22 protein-coding genes are annotated in these 20,487 nt (G+C 66.8%); 15 read left to right on the top strand and 7 right to left on the bottom strand.

Annotated features, from left to right (window positions below):
* The first annotated feature begins 159 nt into the window (after positions 1–159).
* From BLT60_RS16730 to BLT60_RS16740, 3 genes are read left to right on the top strand one after another with little or no spacing between them, the layout of a single operon-like run.
* A complete protein-coding gene (locus tag BLT60_RS16730; RefSeq protein WP_090878067.1) occupies positions 160–1,653 on the top strand; it encodes a leucyl aminopeptidase in 1,494 nt (497 codons plus the stop codon).
* 8 nt (positions 1,654–1,661) lie between these two features.
* Positions 1,662–2,111 carry a DNA polymerase III subunit chi gene (locus tag BLT60_RS16735; RefSeq protein ID WP_090878069.1) on the top strand — a complete coding sequence of 150 codons (450 nt, stop codon included), beginning with the start codon at positions 1,662–1,664 and terminating at the stop codon, positions 2,109–2,111.
* Complete coding sequence (locus tag BLT60_RS16740; protein WP_244521304.1) at positions 2,108–2,728, top strand: class I SAM-dependent methyltransferase; 621 nt, start codon at positions 2,108–2,110, stop codon at positions 2,726–2,728. The genes BLT60_RS16735 and BLT60_RS16740 overlap by 4 nt, the downstream gene beginning before the upstream one ends.
* Positions 2,729–2,739: 11 nt before the next feature.
* Here the strand turns inward: BLT60_RS16740 and BLT60_RS16745 are convergent, their stop codons facing one another.
* Complete coding sequence (locus BLT60_RS16745; protein ID WP_090878453.1) at positions 2,740–4,629, bottom strand: ABC-F family ATP-binding cassette domain-containing protein; 1,890 nt, start codon at positions 4,627–4,629, stop codon at positions 2,740–2,742.
* A 321-nt stretch (positions 4,630–4,950) separates the two neighbouring features.
* On the opposite strand from BLT60_RS16745, the gene rsgA reads away from it, so the two are divergent.
* From rsgA to BLT60_RS16765, 4 genes are all read left to right on the top strand, one after another.
* Positions 4,951–6,009: a ribosome small subunit-dependent GTPase A gene (rsgA, locus tag BLT60_RS16750; protein WP_090878073.1), complete on the top strand. Its 1,059-nt coding sequence runs from the start codon at positions 4,951–4,953 to the stop codon at positions 6,007–6,009.
* A 75-nt stretch (positions 6,010–6,084) separates the two neighbouring features.
* Positions 6,085–6,606 (top strand): hypothetical protein, encoded by a 522-nt coding sequence (locus tag BLT60_RS16755; RefSeq protein WP_090878075.1) that lies wholly within the window; start codon positions 6,085–6,087, stop codon positions 6,604–6,606.
* An 11-nt stretch (positions 6,607–6,617) separates the two neighbouring features.
* A complete protein-coding gene (locus tag BLT60_RS16760; RefSeq protein ID WP_090878077.1) occupies positions 6,618–7,079 on the top strand; it encodes a cupin domain-containing protein in 462 nt (153 codons plus the stop codon).
* Positions 7,080–7,151: 72 nt separating this feature from the next.
* The gene (locus tag BLT60_RS16765; protein WP_090878079.1) at positions 7,152–8,273 is read left to right on the top strand and encodes a calcium:cation antiporter; all 1,122 of its coding nucleotides are present in this window, start codon (positions 7,152–7,154) and stop codon (positions 8,271–8,273) included.
* 10 nt (positions 8,274–8,283) lie between these two features.
* Here the strand turns inward: BLT60_RS16765 and BLT60_RS16770 are convergent, their stop codons facing one another.
* Positions 8,284–8,799 carry a DinB family protein gene (locus BLT60_RS16770; RefSeq protein WP_090878081.1) on the bottom strand — a complete coding sequence of 172 codons (516 nt, stop codon included), beginning with the start codon at positions 8,797–8,799 and terminating at the stop codon, positions 8,284–8,286.
* A gap of 832 nt (positions 8,800–9,631) precedes the next feature.
* Here BLT60_RS16770 and BLT60_RS16775 point away from each other — a divergent pair.
* Positions 9,632–10,483 (top strand): alpha/beta hydrolase, encoded by an 852-nt coding sequence (locus tag BLT60_RS16775; RefSeq protein ID WP_090878083.1) that lies wholly within the window; start codon positions 9,632–9,634, stop codon positions 10,481–10,483.
* Positions 10,484–10,560: 77 nt separating this feature from the next.
* Here BLT60_RS16775 and katG read toward each other — a convergent pair whose 3' ends face one another.
* Entirely contained in the window at positions 10,561–12,765 is a 2,205-nt protein-coding gene (gene katG / locus BLT60_RS16780; protein ID WP_090878085.1) for a catalase/peroxidase HPI, read from the bottom strand.
* A 253-nt stretch (positions 12,766–13,018) separates the two neighbouring features.
* Here katG and BLT60_RS16785 point away from each other — a divergent pair, with 253 nt between their 5' ends.
* The 3 genes from BLT60_RS16785 (at position 13,019) to BLT60_RS16795 (ending at position 15,456) form a co-directional block, all read left to right on the top strand.
* A complete protein-coding gene (locus BLT60_RS16785; protein ID WP_090878455.1) occupies positions 13,019–13,924 on the top strand; it encodes a hydrogen peroxide-inducible genes activator in 906 nt (301 codons plus the stop codon).
* A gap of 77 nt (positions 13,925–14,001) precedes the next feature.
* Positions 14,002–15,075, top strand: a complete 1,074-nt coding sequence (locus BLT60_RS16790; RefSeq protein ID WP_280138931.1) for an alcohol dehydrogenase catalytic domain-containing protein — start codon at positions 14,002–14,004, stop codon at positions 15,073–15,075.
* 18 nt (positions 15,076–15,093) lie between these two features.
* Entirely contained in the window at positions 15,094–15,456 is a 363-nt protein-coding gene (locus tag BLT60_RS16795; RefSeq protein WP_090878088.1) for a hypothetical protein, read from the top strand.
* On the opposite strand, the gene BLT60_RS16800 is transcribed toward BLT60_RS16795, so the two are convergent.
* Entirely contained in the window at positions 15,450–16,505 is a 1,056-nt protein-coding gene (locus tag BLT60_RS16800; protein ID WP_175478492.1) for an endonuclease/exonuclease/phosphatase family protein, read from the bottom strand. The genes BLT60_RS16795 and BLT60_RS16800 overlap by 7 nt on opposite strands.
* Before the next feature lie 312 nt (positions 16,506–16,817).
* Between BLT60_RS16800 and ndk the strand changes: the two genes are divergently transcribed.
* Together ndk and BLT60_RS16810 are read left to right on the top strand one after the other, a co-directional pair.
* Positions 16,818–17,240, top strand: a complete 423-nt coding sequence (gene ndk / locus BLT60_RS16805) for a nucleoside-diphosphate kinase (RefSeq protein WP_090878090.1) — start codon at positions 16,818–16,820, stop codon at positions 17,238–17,240.
* An 86-nt stretch (positions 17,241–17,326) separates the two neighbouring features.
* Positions 17,327–17,551: a DUF2171 domain-containing protein gene (locus BLT60_RS16810; RefSeq protein ID WP_090878092.1), complete on the top strand. Its 225-nt coding sequence runs from the start codon at positions 17,327–17,329 to the stop codon at positions 17,549–17,551.
* 21 nt (positions 17,552–17,572) lie between these two features.
* On the opposite strand, the gene BLT60_RS16815 is transcribed toward BLT60_RS16810, so the two are convergent.
* From BLT60_RS16815 to pgsA, 3 genes are read right to left on the bottom strand one after another with little or no spacing between them, the layout of a single operon-like run.
* Positions 17,573–18,052, bottom strand: a complete 480-nt coding sequence (locus tag BLT60_RS16815) for a molybdenum cofactor biosynthesis protein MoaE (protein ID WP_090878093.1) — start codon at positions 18,050–18,052, stop codon at positions 17,573–17,575.
* Positions 18,045–18,296, bottom strand: a complete 252-nt coding sequence (moaD, locus tag BLT60_RS16820; RefSeq protein ID WP_090878095.1) for a molybdopterin converting factor subunit 1 — start codon at positions 18,294–18,296, stop codon at positions 18,045–18,047. Before moaD ends, BLT60_RS16815 begins: the two co-directional genes overlap by 8 nt.
* On the bottom strand, positions 18,293–18,931 hold the full coding sequence (gene pgsA, locus BLT60_RS16825; RefSeq protein WP_090878457.1) for a CDP-diacylglycerol--glycerol-3-phosphate 3-phosphatidyltransferase: 639 nt from the start codon (positions 18,929–18,931) through the stop codon (positions 18,293–18,295). The genes moaD and pgsA overlap by 4 nt, the downstream gene beginning before the upstream one ends.
* Positions 18,932–19,058: 127 nt before the next feature.
* Between pgsA and BLT60_RS16830 the strand changes: the two genes are divergently transcribed.
* The gene (locus BLT60_RS16830; protein WP_090878099.1) at positions 19,059–19,430 is read left to right on the top strand and encodes a diacylglycerol kinase; all 372 of its coding nucleotides are present in this window, start codon (positions 19,059–19,061) and stop codon (positions 19,428–19,430) included.
* Between the two features lie 81 nt (positions 19,431–19,511).
* A complete protein-coding gene (locus BLT60_RS16835) occupies positions 19,512–20,483 on the top strand; it encodes a glycosyltransferase family A protein (RefSeq protein WP_175478493.1) in 972 nt (323 codons plus the stop codon).
* Positions 20,484–20,487 lie beyond the last annotated feature (4 nt).

The following is a 20,487-nucleotide window of genomic DNA, read 5'->3' on the forward strand; positions in this document are numbered from 1 at the left end:
GGCGCACAAAGAAAGCTGCATTGCAGCACCGGAAGCGAAAATATCGGAAAATCCTTGCCTTTGCCGCGCCTTATCGGGAAGAGTGCGGGCCTCTCCAACGCAAACCTGCGCCCCGCTTCCAAAGGAAGCAGGTCCGCCAAACGCCGGTGATTCCGCCCGATGACCGTTCAAACCAGCTTTTCCTTCGCCAAGCCCGGCCGCAAACCGCTAGGCACCGTTGTCGTCTTTGCCGGGAATGACCTTGCGCTCGGTCCGCAGGCGAAGGCTCTGGGCGTCGGCGACCTGATCGCTCGCGCCGCCGCGACGGCGTCCTTCAAGGGCAAGGCGATGACGACGCTGGATCTGCTCGCACCCGCCGGTACCGATCTCGACCGGCTGGTCGTCGTCGGCATGGGCAAGCCGGCGGACCTGGCCGAATACGACTGGCTGCGCCTCGGCGGCTCGGTCGCGGGCGCCGTCAGCCGGTCGAAGTCCGTCACCGTGATGATGGAACGGCCCGACGGCCGCAAGCTCGCCGCCGGACACATCGCCGATTTCGCCCTTGGCATGCGGCTGCGCACCTATGCCTATGACAAGTTCAAGACCGGCGCGAAGAATGACGACAACGGCAAGCCCTCCGCGCTCGCGGTGACCATCGCCAGCGCCGACTCGGCCGCGGTTCGTAAGGCCTGGGAGCGGGCGGAGGCGATCGGCGAGGGTGTCATCCTCGCCCGCGACCTGGTCAACGATCCGGCCAATGTGCTCGGCCCCGTCGAGTTCGCCCGCAAGGCGAGCGAGTTGAAGAAGCTCGGCGTCGCGGTCGAGATCCTCACCGAGGCCAATCTCAAGAAGCTCGACATGGCGGCGCTTCTCGGCGTCGCGCAGGGTTCGCCCCGGCCGCCGCGCGTCGCGGTGATGCGCTGGACCGGCGGCAAGGCCAAGGAGCCGCCGGTGACCCTGATCGGCAAGGGCGTTGTCTTCGATACCGGCGGCATCTCGATCAAGCCAGGCGCCGGCATGGAGGACATGAAGGGCGACATGGGCGGCGCCGCCGCGGTGATCGGCGCGATGAAGGCGATCGCCGGCCGCAAGGCCAAGGCGCATGTCGTCGGCATCATCGGCCTCGTCGAGAACATGCCGGACGGCAATGCGCAGCGCCCGGGCGACATCGTCACCGCCAAGTCCGGAAAGACGATCGAGATCATCAATACCGACGCCGAGGGGCGTCTCGTCCTCTGCGACCTCCTGACGTATGCCGAGCAGCGGTTCAAGCCGAAGCTGATGGTCGACCTGGCGACCCTGACCGGCGCGATCCTTGTCGCCCTCGGCCATCATCACGCCGGGCTGTTCGCCAACGACGACGCGCTGGCCGATGCACTGCTCGCCGCCGGCAAGGAGACCGGCGAGCGGGTCTGGCGGATGCCGCTCGATCCCGAATACGACAAGATGATCGACTCGCGCTTCGCCGACATGAAGAACATCGGCGGCCGCTACGCCGGCTCGGTCACCGCCGCGCAGTTCCTCCAGCGCTTCGTCGAGGACACGCCCTGGGCGCATATCGATCTCGCCGGCACCGCGATGGATTCGCGCCAGACCGAGATCAACCAGTCCTGGGCATCGGGCTGGGGCGTGCGACTGCTCGACCGGATGGTGGCCGACAAGTACGAGAAATAGGCGCGGCGATGGCCGAAGTCCTTTTCTATCACCTCGACCGGCAGCCGCTCGACAGGGTGCTGCCCGGCCTGCTCGAGAAGTGCCTCGAGCGCGGCTGGCGGAGCGTCGTCCAGCTCGGGTCGGAGGAGCGGCTTGAGGCGATCGACGCCCACCTGTGGACTTGGCGCGAGGAGGGCTTTCTGCCGCATGGCACGAGCAAGGACGGTCACGCGGCCATGCAGCCGGTGTGGCTGACCGCTGGCGACGACAACCCGAACGAGGCGACGGTGCGCTTTGTCGCCGATGGCGCCGGGTTGCCCGATCCGGCCGGCTACCAGCGGGTGGTGATGCTGTTCGACGGCAATGACAATGACGCCGTCGATCGGGCGCGCGCCGCCTGGAAAGAGGTGAAGGCCGCCGGTCACGACACGACCTATTGGCAGCAGTCCGACCAGGGCCGATGGGAGCGCAAGGGATGAGCGATCAGGGCCGGGACCTCGGTTGGTTCGACGAACTCTACCAGGGCGCCGACGGCGACACCGGGCAGGTACCCTGGGCCGACCTGGCGCCGAAGGCAGGGTTGCCCGAGTGGCTGGCGGACCATCCGGGCGAGGGCCGGACGGCCCTCGATGTCGGCTGCGGGCTGGGCGACAACGCCGAGGCAATCGCCGCGGCCGGCTATGCGACGACGGCGTTCGACCTGTCGCCGCGCGCCATCGCCTGGGCCAAACAACGGTTTCCGACGAGCCCGGTCGCCTACCGCCAGGCCGACCTTTTCGATCCGCCGGCCGAATGGGTGGGCGCCTTCGACCTTGTCCATGAGTGCTTCACCATCCAGGCGCTCGACGGCGACCTGCGCCGCAACGCGATGACCGCCATCGCCTCCTTCGTCGCGCCCGGCGGCCGGCTGTTGATCATCACGCTGACCAGGGGTGAGGGGGCCGACGCCGATGGACCGCCGTGGCCGCTGATGCCGTCGGAGATCGCCACCTTCGATCGCCTCGGCTTCACCCGCGAGGAGGAGCACCCCTACGATCTGCTGCGCCACCACGGCCGCAGCGTGCCGCATCTGCGGGTCTGCTTCCGGCGCGATTAGGCGGCTCAATCCTAGTCGGCCTGCGCCGTCTCGTGCTCGGCTGACAGCTTCAGCCAGGTCTCTTCCGCCTCGGCCAGTTTCTTCGTCGCGTCGGACCGGGCGCGGGCGTGGTCGGCGGCTTTCGTGGCGTCGCCGTTATAGAGCGTGGTGTCGGCAAGACGGCTGTCGAGCGCCTGAATCTCTTTCTGAAGCTTCGCCACCAGGGACTCGGTTTCCTTGATCTTTTTGCGTAGCGCTGCCGTCTGCGCCCGCGCGTCGGCGGCGTTGCGGCGGCGGTCCTGGGCGGCGACTTTGCGGTTCTGCGGCGCCGCGCCGTTGGACGTCTTCTTCTTGCGCGGTCCCTCGACGACCAGCCGGCGATAGTCGGCGACATCGCCGTCGAACGGCTCGGTCGTGCCGTTGGCGACAAGCCAGAGACGGTCCGCCGACGCCTCGATCAGGTGCTGGTCATGGGTGATCAGGATGACGGCGCCGGAATAGTCGGCCAGCGCCTGCACCAGCGCTTCGCGGCTGTCGATGTCGAGATGGTTGGTCGGTTCGTCGAGGATCAGCAGGTGGGCGCCGTTGAAGGTCGCCAGCCCGAGCAGCAGCCGCGCCTTCTCGCCACCGGAGAGATTCTTGGCCGGCGTGTCCATTTTGGTTCGCACGAAGCCCATCGCGCCGACGCGGGCACGGGTCTGTGCCTCGGTCGCGTCCCGCATCAATTCGCGGACGTGATCGTAGGGCGTCTGGTCGGGCTTGAGCTCATCGAGCTGGTGCTGGGCGAAGTAGGCGACCTGCATGTTGTGAGCCCGCCGGACGCTGCCGCTGAACGGATCGAGCCGTCCTGCGATCAGCTTGGCGAAGGTCGACTTGCCGTTGCCGTTCGAGCCGAGCAGGGCGATGCGATCGTCATCGTCGATCCGCAGGTCGAGACCGGTCAGCACCGGCCTGGCCGGGTCGTACCCGACCGAGGCGTTTTCCATGGCGACGATCGGCGGCGCCAGCTTCTTGGCCGGCTCGGGGAAGGAGAAGGGCAGCATCGTCGAGTCGGCCAGCGAGATGATCGGCTCGAGCTTCGACAGTGCCTTCAGCCGGGACTGCGCCTGCCGGGCCTTTGACGCCTTCGAGCGGAAACGCTCGACGAATTCTTCCATATGGCGGCGCTGGTCGTCCTGCTTCTTCTTCATCTTGAGCTGCAGGGCCTGCTGCTCGCGCCGCTGGCGATTGAAGCGGTCGTAGCCGCCGCGATAGTAGGTCAGCTTGCCGGCGTCGAGATGGACGATGCTGTCGACCGACTTGTTGAGCAGGTCGCGGTCATGGCTGATCAGGAGAACGCTGCGCGGATAGCGGGCGAGGTAGCTCTCCAGCCAGATCGTCCCCTCGAGATCGAGATAGTTGGTCGGCTCGTCGAGGAGGAGCAGGTCGGGCTCAGCGAACAGCACCGCCGCAAGCGCCACGCGCATCCGCCAGCCGCCGGACAGCGCCGAGCAGGGCCCGGCCTGCGTCGCCTCGTCGAAGCCGAGACCGGCAAGGATGATCGCCGCCCGCGCTTCGGCCGAATGGGCATCGATGTCGGCCAGGCGCATCTGGATATCGGCGATGCGGGTCGGGTCGGTGGCGGTTTCCGCCTCGGCGAACAGGGAGGCCCGCTCGGTGTCGGCGGCAAGCACGACCTCGATCAGGCTGTCCTCGGTGCCGGGCGCTTCCTGCGCCACCTGGCCGATGCGGGTCCGCTTCGGCACCATGACCGCGCCGGTTTCCGGCGAGAGTTCACCGGTGATCAGCTTGAACAGCGTCGTCTTGCCGGCGCCGTTCGGGCCGACGAGTCCGGTCTTGGCGCCGTCGACCAGCGCCACGGTGGCATGGTCGAACAGGAGCCGGGGCCCGATCCGGTAGGTGAGGTCGTTGATGTGAAGCATGGCGACGGGGTTTTGCCGCGCCGCAGCAAGAAGGGCAAGTGCGATATTGAAAAGAGCGCCGCGCGGGGCTAGACCATTGCCATCGACGCAAGCGAGGGAGCCGGTTTCATGACAGCCATTGTATGCCGCCAAGCTGGCGAGTTCGCGCCGGGCCTTTCCCGTTAGGGAACCGCGACGCGCGTCGATCGGCGACGGCTTCGACAGAGCCATCGTCTTTCTTCTCGACCAGCCAGAGCCTGAACTGCCCGTGACCGACGATCGGTGGCGGGCCGCTCTTTGCAGCGCTTCGTCTGGAACGAAGCGCCAAATGGTCGAGAACAAATGAACACGTCTTCCCAGGACCTTGCCGGATTCGGCTGGTCGAATTTCTTTCAATCGCAACTCACTGCCGACGAACTGACCGGGTCCGTCCCGGTGCGCGTTACCGTGGCCCATCGCAACGGGCTCGACGTCGCCCATCCGGATTTTGCCGAACGGGTGCCGCTCCTCACCACCGAACCCCATGACGAGGAGGGGCGGGCGACCGTCGGCGACTGGATCCTGCTCGACGCCGAAAGCCACGCGCCGCAACGCCTGCTGGACCGCAAGACGCTGTTCAAGCGCAAGGCGGCCGGCGCCGACCGCCGCGTCCAGTTGATCGCCGCCAATGTCGACACGCTGCTGGTGGTGTCCTCCTGCAATCAGGATTTCAACCCGGCGCGCCTCGAACGATACCTGGTGCTCGCTCGCGACGCCGGGGTGATGCCGGTGGTGGTGCTGACCAAGGCGGATCTCGCCGAGGATACGGAGACGTACCGGAGGCAGGCAGAGAAGCTGATGCCGGGCCTCCTGGTCGAGTGCATCAACGCGCGAAGCCGCGAGGGCGTCGCGTCGCTGCTGCCGTGGTGCGGCAACGGCCAGACGGTGGCGCTGGTCGGATCGTCGGGCGTCGGCAAGTCGACGCTGGTCAACACGCTGGCCGGCGAGGCGATCCAGGAGACGCAAGGGATACGGGCGAGTGACGCTCATGGCCGGCACACCACCTCCGGCCGGTCGCTGCACAGGCTCGATACCGGCGGCTGGCTGCTCGATACGCCCGGCATGCGCGAGTTGCAGCTTCTCGACGCCGAGGCAGGAGTCGAGGACCTGTTCACCGACGTCTTCGAACTGGCCACCGAATGCCGCTTCTCCGACTGCGGGCACGAGACGGAGCCGGGATGTGCCGTGCGTGCCGCGGTCGAGGCCGGCACGCTCGACCCCGAGCGGCTGAAGCGATTCCGCAAGCTGGTCGCCGAAGAGGCCTACAATTCCCTGTCGCTGGCCGATCGCCGGGCACGCGACAAGGGCTTCGGCAAGATGATCAAGGCGGTGGTGAAGGAGAAAAAGGGGCGGTGGGAGTGACCGCGCTCCTGCCTTATACTGGTGGCAAGCACCATTGAGTGGCTGCCGGAGGCGGCCGAAGTTGAAGGTAATGCAATGATCAGACGCCTTTTCCTGGCCGCCGCCACCTTGCTTGCCGTGACCGCCGCGGCCGCCGCCCAGACCCCCGAGGAAGCCGTGGCATACGCCTTTCTCGGGCTGGCGGACGGCGCTTCCATCGAGCGCAGCGGCACGACGATGACCTGGGTCGAGACCGGGTCATCGCCGGCCGCCTTCGATGGCGATGCGATGATCGGCGGGCAGAAGGCCGCCATCCGCTTCATCGTCAAGGCGGTGGAGGAATGCCGCTTCGAGATCACGCTGGAAGGCCCGAGCAACCTGGTCCCCGGCGGCAACCGCCTGTTCGGCCGGATCGACCTCAAGAATGTCGGCGACATCACGATCGCCGAGGACGGTTTCAAGACGTCGATCGAGGGGATCGGCTTCTGCCAGACCGGCCAGCGCAACCCGACCTGCATGACGATTCACGATGCCGACCTCTTCGGGTCGCTGGACGCCGAGCGCCACAGCGAGGCGGTTGCCTTCCTGCGCGAGCAGGGCTGCGCCGCCATCAACTGACGGGGAATGCGATGACTGACTGGAAGACCGATGGCGTCAAGGTGATCCCGGGCGACCAGCTCGACACCAACACGCCCCAGACGCCCGGCATGGACCGGGCAGCGGCGATCAACTTCGCCCGGGTGGGGGCGCAGAAGATCTGGGCCGGGACCGTGTCGATCAGGCCCGACGCCAAGACCGGCGCGCATCATCACGGCGCCCTGGAGAGCGTGATCTACGTCCTCAAGGGCAAGGCGCGGATGCGCTGGGGCGACAACCTCGAATTCGTCGCCGAGGCCGGGCCGGGCGATTTCATCTTCGTACCGCCCTACGTGCCGCACCAGGAGATCAATGCCTCGACCGACGAGACGCTGGAATGCGTGCTGGTGCGCAGCGACAACGAGGCGGTTGTCGTCAATCTCGACATCGAGCCGGTGGAGAAGCCGGAGCATGTCGCCTGGGTCGATCCGATCCACAAGGCCGCGACCGATTAGGCTCTATCCGGGGTTCCATTCCGGCGGCGCGTGACGCATTCTCCGGCCGATCCAAAACCGGGGCTTTTCCGCATGCTTGCATCGATTCGCTCGGAGGCCGCGTTCATCTTCGGCGCCGTGTCGACCGCGATCTTCTTCACGGTCGGCGCAAGCTGGTTTGATGACCTCAGCAACACGCCGAAGCTCATCGGCCTGTTCATCTGGGTGTTTGCCGCGATGGTGTGGTGCGCCTTCGCCGTCGTGCGCCACGCCGACAGCCTCGCCGAACTGCTCGGCGAACCCTATGGCACGCTGATCCTGACCATCTCGGTGATCGGCATCGAGGTCGCGGTCATCTCGGCCCTGATGCTGACCGGCAACTCGGAGCCGACTCTCGCCCGCGACACCATGCTGGCGGTGGTGATCATCGTGATGAACGGCATGGTCGGCCTGTCGCTGCTGATCGGCGGTCTCCGCCACAAGGAGCAGACCTACAACCTCCAGGGCGCGCGCGCCTTTCTCGGTGTGCTGATCACGCTGGCGACCGTGACGCTGATCCTGCCGCGCTTCACGACCTCGACCACCGACGGCAGCCTGAACGTCACGCAGTCGGTCATCTTCGCGGCGATCACCCTGGCTCTCTACGCGACGTTCCTCGCCCTGCAGACCACGATCCACCGGACCTATTTCGACCAGCCGGGAGACACGGCGACGGCAACAGGGGAGGCGGCGGAGCACGTCAAGCACCACAATCTCGAAACCCGCTCGCTGCCGTATCACGCGGTGTTCCTGATCCTGACCCTGCTCCCCATCGTGCTCCTCTCCAAGAAGCTGGCGATCCTCATCGATTTCGGCCTCGATGCATTTGCCTTGCCGGGGGCGCTTGGCGGCGTTCTGGTCGCGATCATCGTCCTGACGCCGGAAGGGCTGGCGGCGCTGCATGCCGCGTCGATCAACCAGTTGCAGCGCTCGGTGAACATCTGCCTCGGCTCGGCGCTGGCGACCATCAGCCTGACCGTCCCGGCTGTTGTCGTCATCGCCCTGATGACCGGCACCCATATCGAACTCGGCCTCGACGGTACCGAGATCGTGCTCTTGATCCTGACGCTTGCCCTCAGCGTCCTGACCTTCGGCGCGACGCGGACCAACATGCTGCAGGGCGCGGTGCACCTGGTCGTCTTTTTCATCTATTTCGCCCTGATCTTCGATCCCTAGGGCGACCGCGTCAGGTCAGCCCCATTCCGGATTCGCGCTGGAACATGATCAGGTCGAGCGACGGCATCGCGTCGTTGCCGGCCGCCTCGGTGACGAGGCAATGGGCCTGTCCGCGGTGGTGGGTCTGGTGATTGAAGAAATGGCCGAGCGCCGGCGCCAGCGGCTGGGTGATGTCGCGCGGATTGGTGATCGTCCGGTAGGTGAAGGTCGAGGCGAGGGCGTTTTCGCCGAGGCCGTCGACCCAGGCGACGATCCGCAGGTCCTCGGCGCGGCGCGCGGCTTCCAGCGCATCGAGATCGGCGTAAGGGATTTCGTCGAGGCGGGTGTGAACCGGGCCGTCGCCAGTGAAGCGCTGCATCCAGATGCGGTCGGTGACGACAAGGTGGTTGAGCGTGCCGTGGAGCGAGCCGAAGAAGGCGCCGCGATCGGCACGGTAGTCCACCTCCGGCAACGCCCGCGCCGCCGCATACAGGCGCTGGTTCGCCCAGCGGTTGTAGTGGGCGAACATCAGGAAATAAGGCTTCATCGGACACACCTCTTCGGTCTCGCGATGCCCTTTCGGCAACCGAGTCTTGCGGCATTCTCTTTCTTTTTCCCCGTCGAGACGAGGGGAGGCGGGCGCATCTGAAACGCCGAACGGGTAGTCCGAATGGAGGCGCTTCGGAAGCGCCCGCCGCGGCGACTTTTGGCACTCCGCTTTCACGCTCCGGACGCCCGACCACCTTGCGATGGCTCCCCGGATCACCTCCGGGGACTTCGCCGGGAAACGGTTGCCCCGTGCCCGGCTGGCGGCCGCCCTTAAGGTGGGTCATGTCCCACGGCCGGTCTTAGTGCCGGCGGGCATACTCGCGAAGGCCTCCCGGGGCGTTCGGACCGTCGTCCTCTCCGGCACGAATGCCGGTGGTCTCGCCGCAGGCGCCGCACCCCGCTCCGCACAACAGACGCCTCTAGAATGCGCCCCTCGCGAACGGGGATGGCGGCAGTATCGCGCCGGGCCGGCGACGGGGAACAAGAAAATTGTTGTGTCCGGCCGGCTCCCGAACCGACTCCTACGTCGAGGGAAGGCACGCCGCGCGGCGGCCGTCACAAAGGCGGAAGCGCTGCCCGAAATCTGGGCAGGAAAACCGGTGGTAGTGGGCGTATGATCATTCTACCGGAGCCCGTCGGCCCCGGTGCGGGGCCATAAGCCGCGCGATACGCCTGCGTTATCCGCAGCCGAGATCCGAAACGCCGCGCGCGAGCGGCCTATTTCCTACAGATCACCATTAACCGAACGGTCGCGTCCGGCCGTCGCGGCTGCATTGCGCCGGGTTGATCCCGACCCGGTGTTTTTCCTCAGAGAGGCGAAGGAGTCTCCAATGGATCAGCCTGTCGTAAGTCAACCCGTCGAGGATACCTTCCAGGGGAAGGGCGGCCTCAAGATCTTCTACCGTGCCTGGCGCCCGCTCGGTACGCCCCGCGCTGTCCTGGTCATCTGCCATGGCGTGAACTCGCACGGCGGCCAGTATGCCTGGCCTGCCCAGCGCTTCGCCGAACATGGATATGCGGTCTATGCGTTCGACCTGCGTGGCCGCGGACGGTCCGAAGGCGAACGCTTCTATGTCGACGATATCGCCGACTATGTCGCGGACGTTGCCGCGACCATCAAGATCGCCGCGGCGAACGACCCGGGGTTGCCGCTCTTTCTTCTCGGACATAGCGCCGGCGGCGTGGTTTCATGCACCTATGCCCTGGACAATCCGTCGGGCCTGGCCGGTTTCATCTGTGAGAGCTTCGCCTTCCAGGTGCCGGCGCCGGGCTTTGCCCTCGCCGCCATCAAGGCGCTCAGCCACGTCGCGCCGCATCTGCCGGTCCTCAAGCTCAAGAACGAGGACTTTTCCCGCGACCCGGCAGCGGTCGAGGCGTTGAATGCCGACCCGCTGACCGCCAACGAGTCTCAACCGGCGATGACCGTGGCGGCGCTGGTCCGCGCCGACGAGCGGCTGAAGGAGGAATTCCCGAAGATCACCGTGCCGCTCCTCATCCTGCACGGAACCGAAGACAAGGCGACCGTCTGTCACGGCAGCGAATTCTTCCACGCAACGGCGGGGTCGACCGACAAGACGCTGAAGCTCTATGAGGGCCACTACCACGACCTGCTCGCGGATATCGGCAAGGAGGCGGTGGTCGCCGACATCGAGGCCTGGATCGACCAGCGCATTCCGGTCTGAGCCGGCGGCACCACAAACGATCAGCGGCGGCCGAAGCCGCCGCTGACACCCATGTCACGAAGCACTCTCGCGACCGATCAGGCCGCCGTCTTGTGCGTCGGCTCTTCGATGATGTCGAAGCGGTCGGCGTTCATCACCTTGTTCCAGGCGGCGACGAAGTCCTTGACGAACTTCTCCTTCGAGTCGGCGCAGGCATAGACCTCGGCGAAGGCGCGAAGCTGCGAATGCGAGCCGAAGATCAGGTCGACGCGTGTGCCGGTCCACTTGAGTTCGTTCGACTTGCGGTCGCGGCCCTCGAAGGTGCCGTCGCCGGCCGCCTCCCACCTGGTCGCCATGGTCAGGAGGTTGAGGAAGAAGTCGTTGGTCAGCGTGCCGGGCGCGTTGGTGAAGACGCCATGCTTCGAGCCGCCGGCATTGGCGCCGAGAACGCGCAGGCCACCAATGAGGACGGTCATCTCCGGCGCGGTCAGCGTCAGGAGCTGCGCCCGGTCGACGAGGCCTTCCTCGGGCATCATCAACTGCTCGCCGCTGAGATAGTTGCGGAAGCCGTCGGTGCGGGGCTCGAGTGCCGCAAAGGACTCGACGTCGGTCTGGTCCTGCGAGGCATCCATGCGGCCGGGGGTGAAGGGCACCTTGATGGTGACGCCGCCATCCTTGGCGGCCTTCTCGACCGCCGCGGCACCGCCGAGCACGATCAGGTCGGCAAGCGACACCTTCTTGTCGCCGGTCTGGGCGTCGTTGAAGGCCTTCTGGACACCTTCGAGCGCCGTCAGCACCTTGGCCAGACGGGCCGGTTCGTTGACCTCCCAGTCCTTCTGCGGGGCAAGGCGGATGCGCGCGCCATTGGCGCCGCCGCGCTTGTCGGAACCGCGGAAGGTCGAGGCCGAGGCCCAGGCGGTGGAGACGAGCTCGGAGACCGACAGGCCCGTGGCGAGAATCTTCGCCTTGAGGTCCTCGATGTCCTGGTCGCTGACCAGTTCATGGTCGATGGCCGGGATTGGATCCTGCCAGATCAGGGTTTCCTTCGGCACCAGCGGGCCGAGATAGCGGACGACCGGACCCATGTCGCGATGGGTGAGCTTGAACCACGCCCGGGCGAAAGCATCGGCAAATTCGTCGAAGTTCTCGAGGAAGCGCCGCGAGATCTTCTCGTAGGCCGGGTCGAACCGCAGCGCCAGGTCGGTCGTCAGCATGGTCGGCCGGCGATGCTTCGTCGGATCATGCGCGAAAGGCACCGACTCCGGGGCATCCTTGGCGATCCACTGCTTGGCGCCGGCCGGGCTCTCGGTCAGCTCCCACTCGAAACCAAAGAGGTTCTCGAAGAAGTTGTTGCTCCACTTGGTCGGGGTCTGCGACCAGGTGACTTCCGGGCCGCCGGTGAGGGTGTCGTCACCGAAGCCGGTGCCGGTGCCGCCCTTCCAGCCGAGGCCCTGATCCTCGATCTCGGCGCCTTCCGGGTCCGGGCCGAGCAGCGACGGATCGCCTGCGCCATGGGTCTTGCCGAAAGTGTGGCCACCGGCGATCAGCGCGACGGTCTCCTCGTCATTCATCGCCATCCGGCGGAACGTCTCGCGGATATCCTTGGCCGAGGCGACGGGGTCGGGATTGCCGTTCGGGCCTTCCGGGTTGACGTAGATGAGGCCCATCTGAACGGCCGCCAGCGGCTCGGAGAGCTGGCGCTCGCCGCTGTAGCGCTCGTCGCCGAGCCAGGTGCCCTCGGGCCCCCAATAGAGCTCCTCCGGCTCCCAGACATCGACGCGGCCGCCGGCGAAACCGAAGGTCTTGAAGCCCATCGTTTCGAGCGCGACGTTGCCCGTCAGGATCATCAGGTCGGCCCAGGAAATCTTGCGGCCGTATTTCTGCTTGATCGGCCAGATCAGGCGGCGGGCCTTGTCGAGGTTGGCGTTGTCCGGCCACGAGTTGAGCGGGGCGAAGCGCTGCTGCCCGGCGCCGGCGCCGCCGCGGCCATCGGTGATGCGGTAGGTGCCGGCGCTGTGCCAGGCCATGCGGATGAACAGGCCGCCATAGTGACCGAAGTCGGCCGGCCACCAGTCCTGCGAATCCGTCATCAGGGCTTTCAGGTCTTCGATCACCGCGTTGAGGTCGAGGCTCTTGAATTCCTCGGCGTAATCGAAGTCCTCGCCCATCGGGTCGGAGAGAGTGGAATTCCTGTGGAGCGCCTCGACATCGAGCTGCTCCGGCCACCAGTCGCGATTCCTGTGCCCACGGCTACCGCCGTTGAAGGGGCAACCGCCGGCGTTGTCGTCAGTCTTGGCGTCCATGATTTTCTCCCGAATTCCTGTCTGAAGTCCTGTTTGCGAGACGGTCCGCACGGGAACCGCTGCCGGCCGGCGATGATCCTTCCGGAACCGGACGGAATCCGGCCCGGTCACATCGCCCCCTGATGTGATGTCGCGCGTCGCCGACGGCCCTGGAAACGAGCGCGAAAAGCGACGCTGACTGGAACGGTGCCAGAGTAGAGCGATAAAATCCAATCATATTGACTGAGATCAACGATAAGATATTCTTATGACGATGATCTCGTTCAAACAGCTTCGCTATTTCGATTTTCTCGCGGCAACCGGCCATTTCGGCAAGGCGGCCGACCGGGCGGGGGTGACGCAGCCGGCGCTGTCGATGCAGATCCGGGCGCTGGAAAAGACGCTGGGCGGGCCGCTGGTCGAACGGGGCGCCAGCGGGGCGCGACTCACGGAACTTGGCGAGCGGGTCGCGGCCCGCGCGGCGACCGTGCTGGCCGGTGTTCGCGACCTCGAGGAACTGGCCTTCGCCCAGGGCGAGACGCTGAGCGGCACCCTGCGGCTCGGCATCATTCCCTCGGTCGCGCCCTTCCTGCTGCCGTCGCTGCTCGGTCGCGCCGCGACGCGCTATCCCGACCTGCGCATGTCGATCCGCGAGACAATCACCGCGACGCTGGTAGAGGAATTGGTGGCCGGCGACCTCGACGCGATCGTCGCCAGCCTGCCGCTCGACCACGAGGAGATCGAGGAGGCGGCGGCCTTCGACGACCGGTTCCTGCTGGCGGCGCCGGCCGGGTCGCCGCACGCGGCGCGATCGCCGGCGCTGGCCGACCTGATCTCGGCCGACGAGCTGCTGCTGCTTGAGGACGGCCACTGCCTGCGCGACCAGGCGCTTGCCGTCTGCCACGCCATCGACCCGGCGCGGCTCAGGAGCTTCGGCGCGACCAGCTTCCCGACGCTGCTGCAACTCGTCGCCGCGGGCCACGGCCTCACGTTGCTGCCGGAGATGGCGGTCAATGCGGGTATCGTCAACGATCCCCGGCTGCGGGTGAACCGCTTCGCGGCGCCGGAGCCGCATCGGGTCATCGGCCTGGCCTGGCGGCGCAGTTCGCCACGCCGCCGCGACTTCGTCGCCCTGGCCGAACTCCTGGGCGAGGCGGGGGCGATGGCGCCCGGCGATTGACCGTCCCGTGCTTGCCGCCTGCGCGGCCCGGCCCTAGGCTGGCTGCAACAACGAGAAACAATCGTCGGGAGGGAATCTTGAGCAGGACCATGCAGGCCGTGATCTGTCACGGACCGGAGGACTATCGTCTCGAAGAGGCGGCCGTGCCGGAGCCCGGACCGGGGGAGGTGGTGATCCGGGTCGAGTCGGTCGGCATCTGCGCCAGCGACCTCAAATGCTACCTCGGCGCGCCGCTCTTCTGGGGCGACGAGCATCGCGAGGGCTACTGCCAGCCGCCGGTAATCCCCGGCCACGAATTCGTCGGCGAGGTGGCGGCGCTGGGCCAAGGGGCTGGCGAGAAATACGGGCTGGCGGTCGGCGACCGCGCCGTCTCCGAGCAGATCGTGCCGTGCTGGAACTGCCGCTTCTGCCACCATGGCCAATACTGGATGTGCCAGACCCATAACGTCTACGGCTTCCGCCAGGCGACATTCGGGGCGATGGCCGAATACATGCTGTTTCCGGCCGGCGCGCTGAACCACAAGGTGCCGCGGACGATCCCGGTCGAGCATGCCGCCTTCATCGAGCCGCTGGCCTGTTCCATCCACGCGGTGCAGCGCGGCACCATCGAATTCCAGGACGTGGTGGTGATCGCCGGCGCCGGGCCGCTTGGTCTCGGCATGGTGGCGGCGGCGCGGATGAAGAATCCGAAGCTGCTGATCGCCGTCGACCTCAATGACGACCGTCTGGAGACGGCGCGGCTCTGCGGCGCCGACATGACGCTCAATCCGCGCAAGGTCGATGTGGTCGACGAGGTGCTGAAGCTGACCGACGGCTATGGCTGCGACGTCTATTTCGAGGCGACCGGGCATCCCGCCGCCGTCGAGAGCGGACTGCGGATGGTGCGCAAGCTCGGCACCTTCGTCGAGTTCTCCGTCATGCGCGAGCCGGTCACCGTCGACTGGACGATCATCGGCGACACCAAGGAACTCGACGTGCGCGGCGCCCATCTCAGCCCCTACTGCTATCCGGTGGCGATCAAGATGCTGGAGGAGAAGCGCCTGCCGATGGACCGCATCGTCACCCATTCGCTGCCGCTTGCCGATTTCCAGAAGGGCATCGACCTGGTCGGCGCCGGGACGGAATCGATCAAGGTGACGCTGACGCCCTAAGGGACAGGAGACCGAGCCATGACCAGCAGACTTCTCGCCGCCGCGGCCGCCGCGTGCTGTCTCGCCGTCGCCGCACCGGCCATGGCGCAGGACATCGGCGGCACCTATCGCGCCGACGGCACCAACTTCGACGGCTCGCGCTACGGCGGCACCGCCGTGATCACCGTGACCTCGAAGACCACCTGCAACATCGCCTGGGACACCGGGTCGATCGCCAAGGGGATCTGCATGCGCAACGGCGACAGCTTCGCCGCCTCCTACGTCATGGGCGACGCGATCGGGCTGGTGATCTACGACCTGCAGCCCGACGGCTCGCTCGAAGGGCTGTGGACGGTGGCCGGTCAAGATGGCGTCGGCACCGAGGTCCTGACGCCTCAATAGGCCTCGGGCATCACCAGTTCGTGCTGCTGCGTCGTGGCGGCGCCCGCCAGCCCGACAACCTCGACGACGATCATCTCGTGGTCGGACAGCGGCGTGCCGTCCGGCCCGACGGCGTCGACCACACGGCTTTCACCGACCGCCAGGCCGCGGGTCAGGAACCAGTCGAGCTTGTAGGCCCGCGGCGGCTCCGGCGACAGGCGGCTTGAGCGCAGGGTCATCCGGTCGAGCGCCCCGCCGTGGCGGTCGTAGCCGGCCGCGGCGGCCACAGTGAAGAGCGGCTCATGCTCGAAGTCGCCGCCGGTAGCGTTGCCGGTATTGAGGTCGCCGCCGACGATCACCGGCAGGTCGCCGGCATAGCCGTCGACGCAGGCGAGCAGGTCCTCGACCTGCCGCGCCCGATAGGCGCCGTCCGAACGGCTTTCGAGATGAACCGAGACGACGACGACGGCGGTGCCGCCGGCCGGGACGGTGGCGATGACGGCGCAGCGGCCGCCGACTCGTGGCTGGTCGGTATCGGCGTTGAACCAGTGGCCGTGCGCGTCGAGCCGGATCATCGCCGGCGCGAGCAGAGGTGCGGCCGCGAGCACGGCGTTGCCGTGGAAGCCCTTGTCATTGGTGGCGTCGCCGCCGCACAGCGCCTGCTCGCGCTTCGAGCCGAGACCGAGCTCGAGGAACTCGACGCCGAAGGCGCAGCCCTGGCCGAGGCGGAGGGCGATGTCCTGGGCGACGGCGCGCTGGCCGGTCCGCGCCATGCCGTCGTCGACCTCGGAGAGCAGCACCACCCCGGCCCGCTGGTCGGCGAGGAGGTCGGCGCTGGCCTCGACGAAAAGGCCGCGTTCGAGGTTCCAGGCGGCGACGGTCAGCGGAAACGCGAGGTCCTGCAGCGGCCCCTCGACCCGTGCCTCGACCCGGTTCATGCAGGCGAGATCGGCGATCAGTTTCCGATGCACCGCCTCGCTCTTCTCCAGCGTCCGAAAGGCGGCGCGTTCGGCGAGCGTCGGAGCGGCGAGGGCGGCGGGTTGCGCCGGTTTCAGCATGGACGTGGTCATGGATCGGGCCTCGCCTGGGTCTGTCGGTCAAAAAGATGGACCGCTGCATGGTCGGCTGACAAGTGCACGACGTCGCCGACGATTTCCTGGCAGCCGACGAACGGTTGGTGGCCTCAGCGGGCTAGCGATCGCAGATGACAGGCGGTTTGCCGTCCGGTGTCGGTTCGGTGACAGGGGTGGCCGCGCCGTGGAAAGCCGGGCTTTTGGCCAAATGGTCGGGGAAGGGGCGTCGCCCGGGTTTGATCTTGTGGCGGCCGGGGGCGGCGGCTATACAGCCGCCACAATCCAACCAGCGACACAACAGGAGCTACCATGGCCCTCGAACGGACCTTCTCGATGATCAAGCCGGATGCAACGGCGCGTAACCTCACCGGCAAGATCGTCGCGAAGCTGGAGGATGCCGGCCTGCGCGTCGTCGCCAGCAAGCGCGTGTGGATGAGCCGCAAGCAGGCCGAGGGCTTCTACGCCGTCCACAAGGGACGCCCCTTCTTCGACGAGCTCTGCGACTTCATGTCGTCCGGCCCGACCGTGGTCCAGGTTCTGGAAGGCGAGGGCGCCATCCTGAAGAACCGCGAAGTCATGGGCGCGACCAACCCGGCCGATGCCGCCGAAGGCACGATCCGCAAGGAATTCGCCACCTCGATCGGCGAGAATTCGGTCCACGGTTCGGATGCGCCGGAGACGGCCGCCGAGGAAATCGCCTACTGGTTCGCCGGCATCGAGATCGTCGGCTGAGTCAGCCGACGCCGATTTTCGGCTGAACCTTTTCGCGATCGCGACGTTCTCCTTCCGGAATGCAACAGACCGGAAGGAGATCACCCATGTTTGCGACCGCGCAAATCAAGGAACATATGGAAGTCGTCGGTTCGGACGGCGCCCATGTCGGCACCGTCGACCACATGGAAGGCGACGAGAAGATCAAGCTGACCCGGCGGGACTCGGCCGACCAGCAGCACCACTACCTGGCGGTCCACCTCGTCGACCATGTCGACGACAAGGTCCACCTCAAGATCGGATCCGCCCAGGCGCCGAGCCAGTTTCTCTGACGCCGACGCGAAGACCGAAACCTAATCCGACGACGACCAGCGCTTGACGGTCTGGTCGTCGTTTTCTTTTGCGGAGACCCATTCGGACGGCGCCTCGGCACCGGCGACATGCTCCTTCTTCCAGAAGGGCGCGCGGGTCTTGAGGAAATCCATCAGGAAATCGGCCGCGGCGAAGGCAGCCTCGCGATGCGACGAGGCGGCGACCACCAGCACGATATTCTCGCCGGGATGGATCCGGCCATAGCGATGGATCACCGTGAGGCCGAGCAGCGGCCAGCGGTCGGCGGCTTCGCCGGCGATCCGGGCGATCTCGGCTTCGGCCATGCCGGGATAATGCTCGAGTTCAAGGGCGGCGAGCTTGCCGTCCTCGTCGCGGCAGAGGCCGGTGAAGGTGACGATCGCGCCGACGTTGCGGCTGAGGCGGGCAAGCCTCTCCGACTCGGCGGCGACATCGAAGTCGGCCGCCTGGACCCGGACGTCGATCGGCGGCCGGTCAGCCACCGGTCATCGGCGGGAAGAGGGCGACTTCCCGTGCCTCGCCGAGCGGCGTGTCGGACGCGACATGGACGTGATCGACCGCGACGCGGATCAGCGACGGTTCGGCCAGCGCGTATTCATATTGCTCGCCGCGCGTCCTGAGCCAGTCGAGCAGGGCGCCGACGGTGGCCACGCCCTCGGGCAGGGCGACGTCCTCCTCCGGCACGCCGATACGCTCGCGGACCCAGGCGAAATAGACCAGCTTCACGAATCCTCCGACAGCAGATGGCGGATGCCCGCCCGGAAATAGTCGTAGCCGGTATAGAGGGTGACCAGCGCCGATATCCAGAGCAGCAGCAGCCCGATATAGGAGACGATGCCGATATCGGAACCCATGATCGTCAGGTTCGAAAACACCTTGTCGCCGGCGGTCCCGGCGAGCAGGAAGCCGATCGCCACCATCTGCAGCGTCGTCTTCCACTTGGCCAGTCGCGTCACCGGGACGCTGACCCGCAATTCGGCGAGGAATTCGCGCAGGCCCGACACGGAGATCTCGCGGGTGAGGATGACGATGGCGGCGAGCAGCGACCAGCCGCCGATGGTGTTGTCGGAGACCAGCAGCATCAGCGATGTGGCGACCAGCAGCTTGTCGGCAATCGGATCGAGCATCCGGCCGATCGACGACTGCATCTGCCAGGCGCGGGCGAGGTAGCCATCGAAGAAATCGGTGACGCTGGCGGCGATGAAGATGGCGAGCGACAGCCAGCGGCCGAGGTCGTCCTGGAGGTAATAGGTGAGGATGATCGCCGGTACCGCCAGGATCCGCCCATAGGTCAGGAGGTTCGGCAGCGTGAACGGACCCGCTTTATCGGATTTGGGTCGCAAGGCAGGGGTCTCGACCATCTGGAAAATTACCATGGCCGCCGGCATTTGAGGATTGCCGGGCGGCGGGAGAGGGAATCGGGTTAGGGTCGCGCGCGTCGTTCAAGTCGTTCATCCGATGCCCCCCGGAGAGCCTTCGGCCAGTGCCATGCTAAAAGCCTTTCGTCACGTCGTCCACGCCGCCGGCTATTCGGTGGCCGGGTTCGGGCATCTTTTTCGCCACGAACTGGCGGCGCGCCTCGAAATCGGGGCCGGGATCCTGTCCTTCGTCTGGCTGATCGTCCTCGGCCGGCCGTTCCGCGACTATATCATCCTGCTCATCCTGTTCTGCGTCCTGATCAGCGTCGAGGCGCTGAATACCGCCGTGGAGCGGATCGTCGACAAGCTGTCGCCGGAGATCTCCGAATTCGGCAAGAATGCCAAGGATCTCGGCTCCGCCGCCGTCTTCGCCATGCTGGCGGCGGCCGGCATCTTCCTGGTCGCCGTCACCGCCGATTCCGCCGGGCTGATCGCCTTCTAGCGCCGCTTGCGCGGTCGCCGCGCGATGGACTTCGCCGGGGAGCGGCCCTATAGGTCGCCGACCCCGGGTCCCGAAAGACGCATGAACCAGAAAGCCACCCCCCACGTCGTCGTCGCCGCGGCAACCTGCCGCCGTCCGCGCATGCTGTCGCAACTGCTCGAGTCCTACGAGACGTTGCGCCTGCCGGACGACGTGCAGGTGACCTTCCTCGTCATCGACAACGCACCGGAACTGCCGGTCAAGGACGTGGTGGACGCGTGGCGCAAAAAGACCGGGCTCGACGCCCGCTACGTGCTGGAACGCGAACCGGGCATTCCCTTCGCCCGCAACCGCGGCATTGACGAGGCGCTGGCTTATGGCGCCGACTTCCTCGCCTATGTCGACGACGACGAGGTCGTCGATCCCGAATGGCTGGCCGCCATCGTCGCTCACCAGCGCAAGGAAGGATCGAACCTCGTCGGCGGGCCGGTCCGCAGCCTGCCGCCCGAGGATGCCTCGGCGCTTGACCGCTATGTCTTCGGCGGCATCCGCCGGCGCTACGAGCGCAAGGAAGAGAAGAACGCCCGGCGACGGCGCAAGGGGACCGACGGCGGCGTCACCATCATCACCAATAACTGGCTGGCCGACCTCGCCTGGATGAAGGCCAACGACCTGCGCTTCGACATCGGCCTGCGCTATTCCGGCGGTTCCGACACCGCGCTCTACCACGCCGCCAAGCGCCTCGGCGCGACGTCGTCATGGTGTCCCGAGGCGCTGGTCTACGAGACCGTGCCGAAGGATCGCATCGGCCTCGGCTACCAGTTCCGCCGCGCCCGCGACCAGGCGGCGACCAGCTTCTGGCGCAAGGCCGCGGCCGAGCGGCGCAGCCTGCCGGTCAACATCGCCACCGCCTTCGGCAAGGCGCTGCTCGGCAGCATCCTGGTCCTGGTCTCGCCGCTGACCCTCGGCCGTACCCTTGTCGACGGTGTCCGGCTGGTCGGCTACGGCGTCGGCTATACGCTGGCGATGGCCGGCCGGCGCTCGCGCCACTACGAGGTCCTGCAGGGCGAGTAGGGGG

Origin of the sequence: Bauldia litoralis, assembly GCF_900104485.1 — a bacterium.
GTDB lineage: Bacteria > Pseudomonadota > Alphaproteobacteria > Rhizobiales > Kaistiaceae > Bauldia > Bauldia litoralis.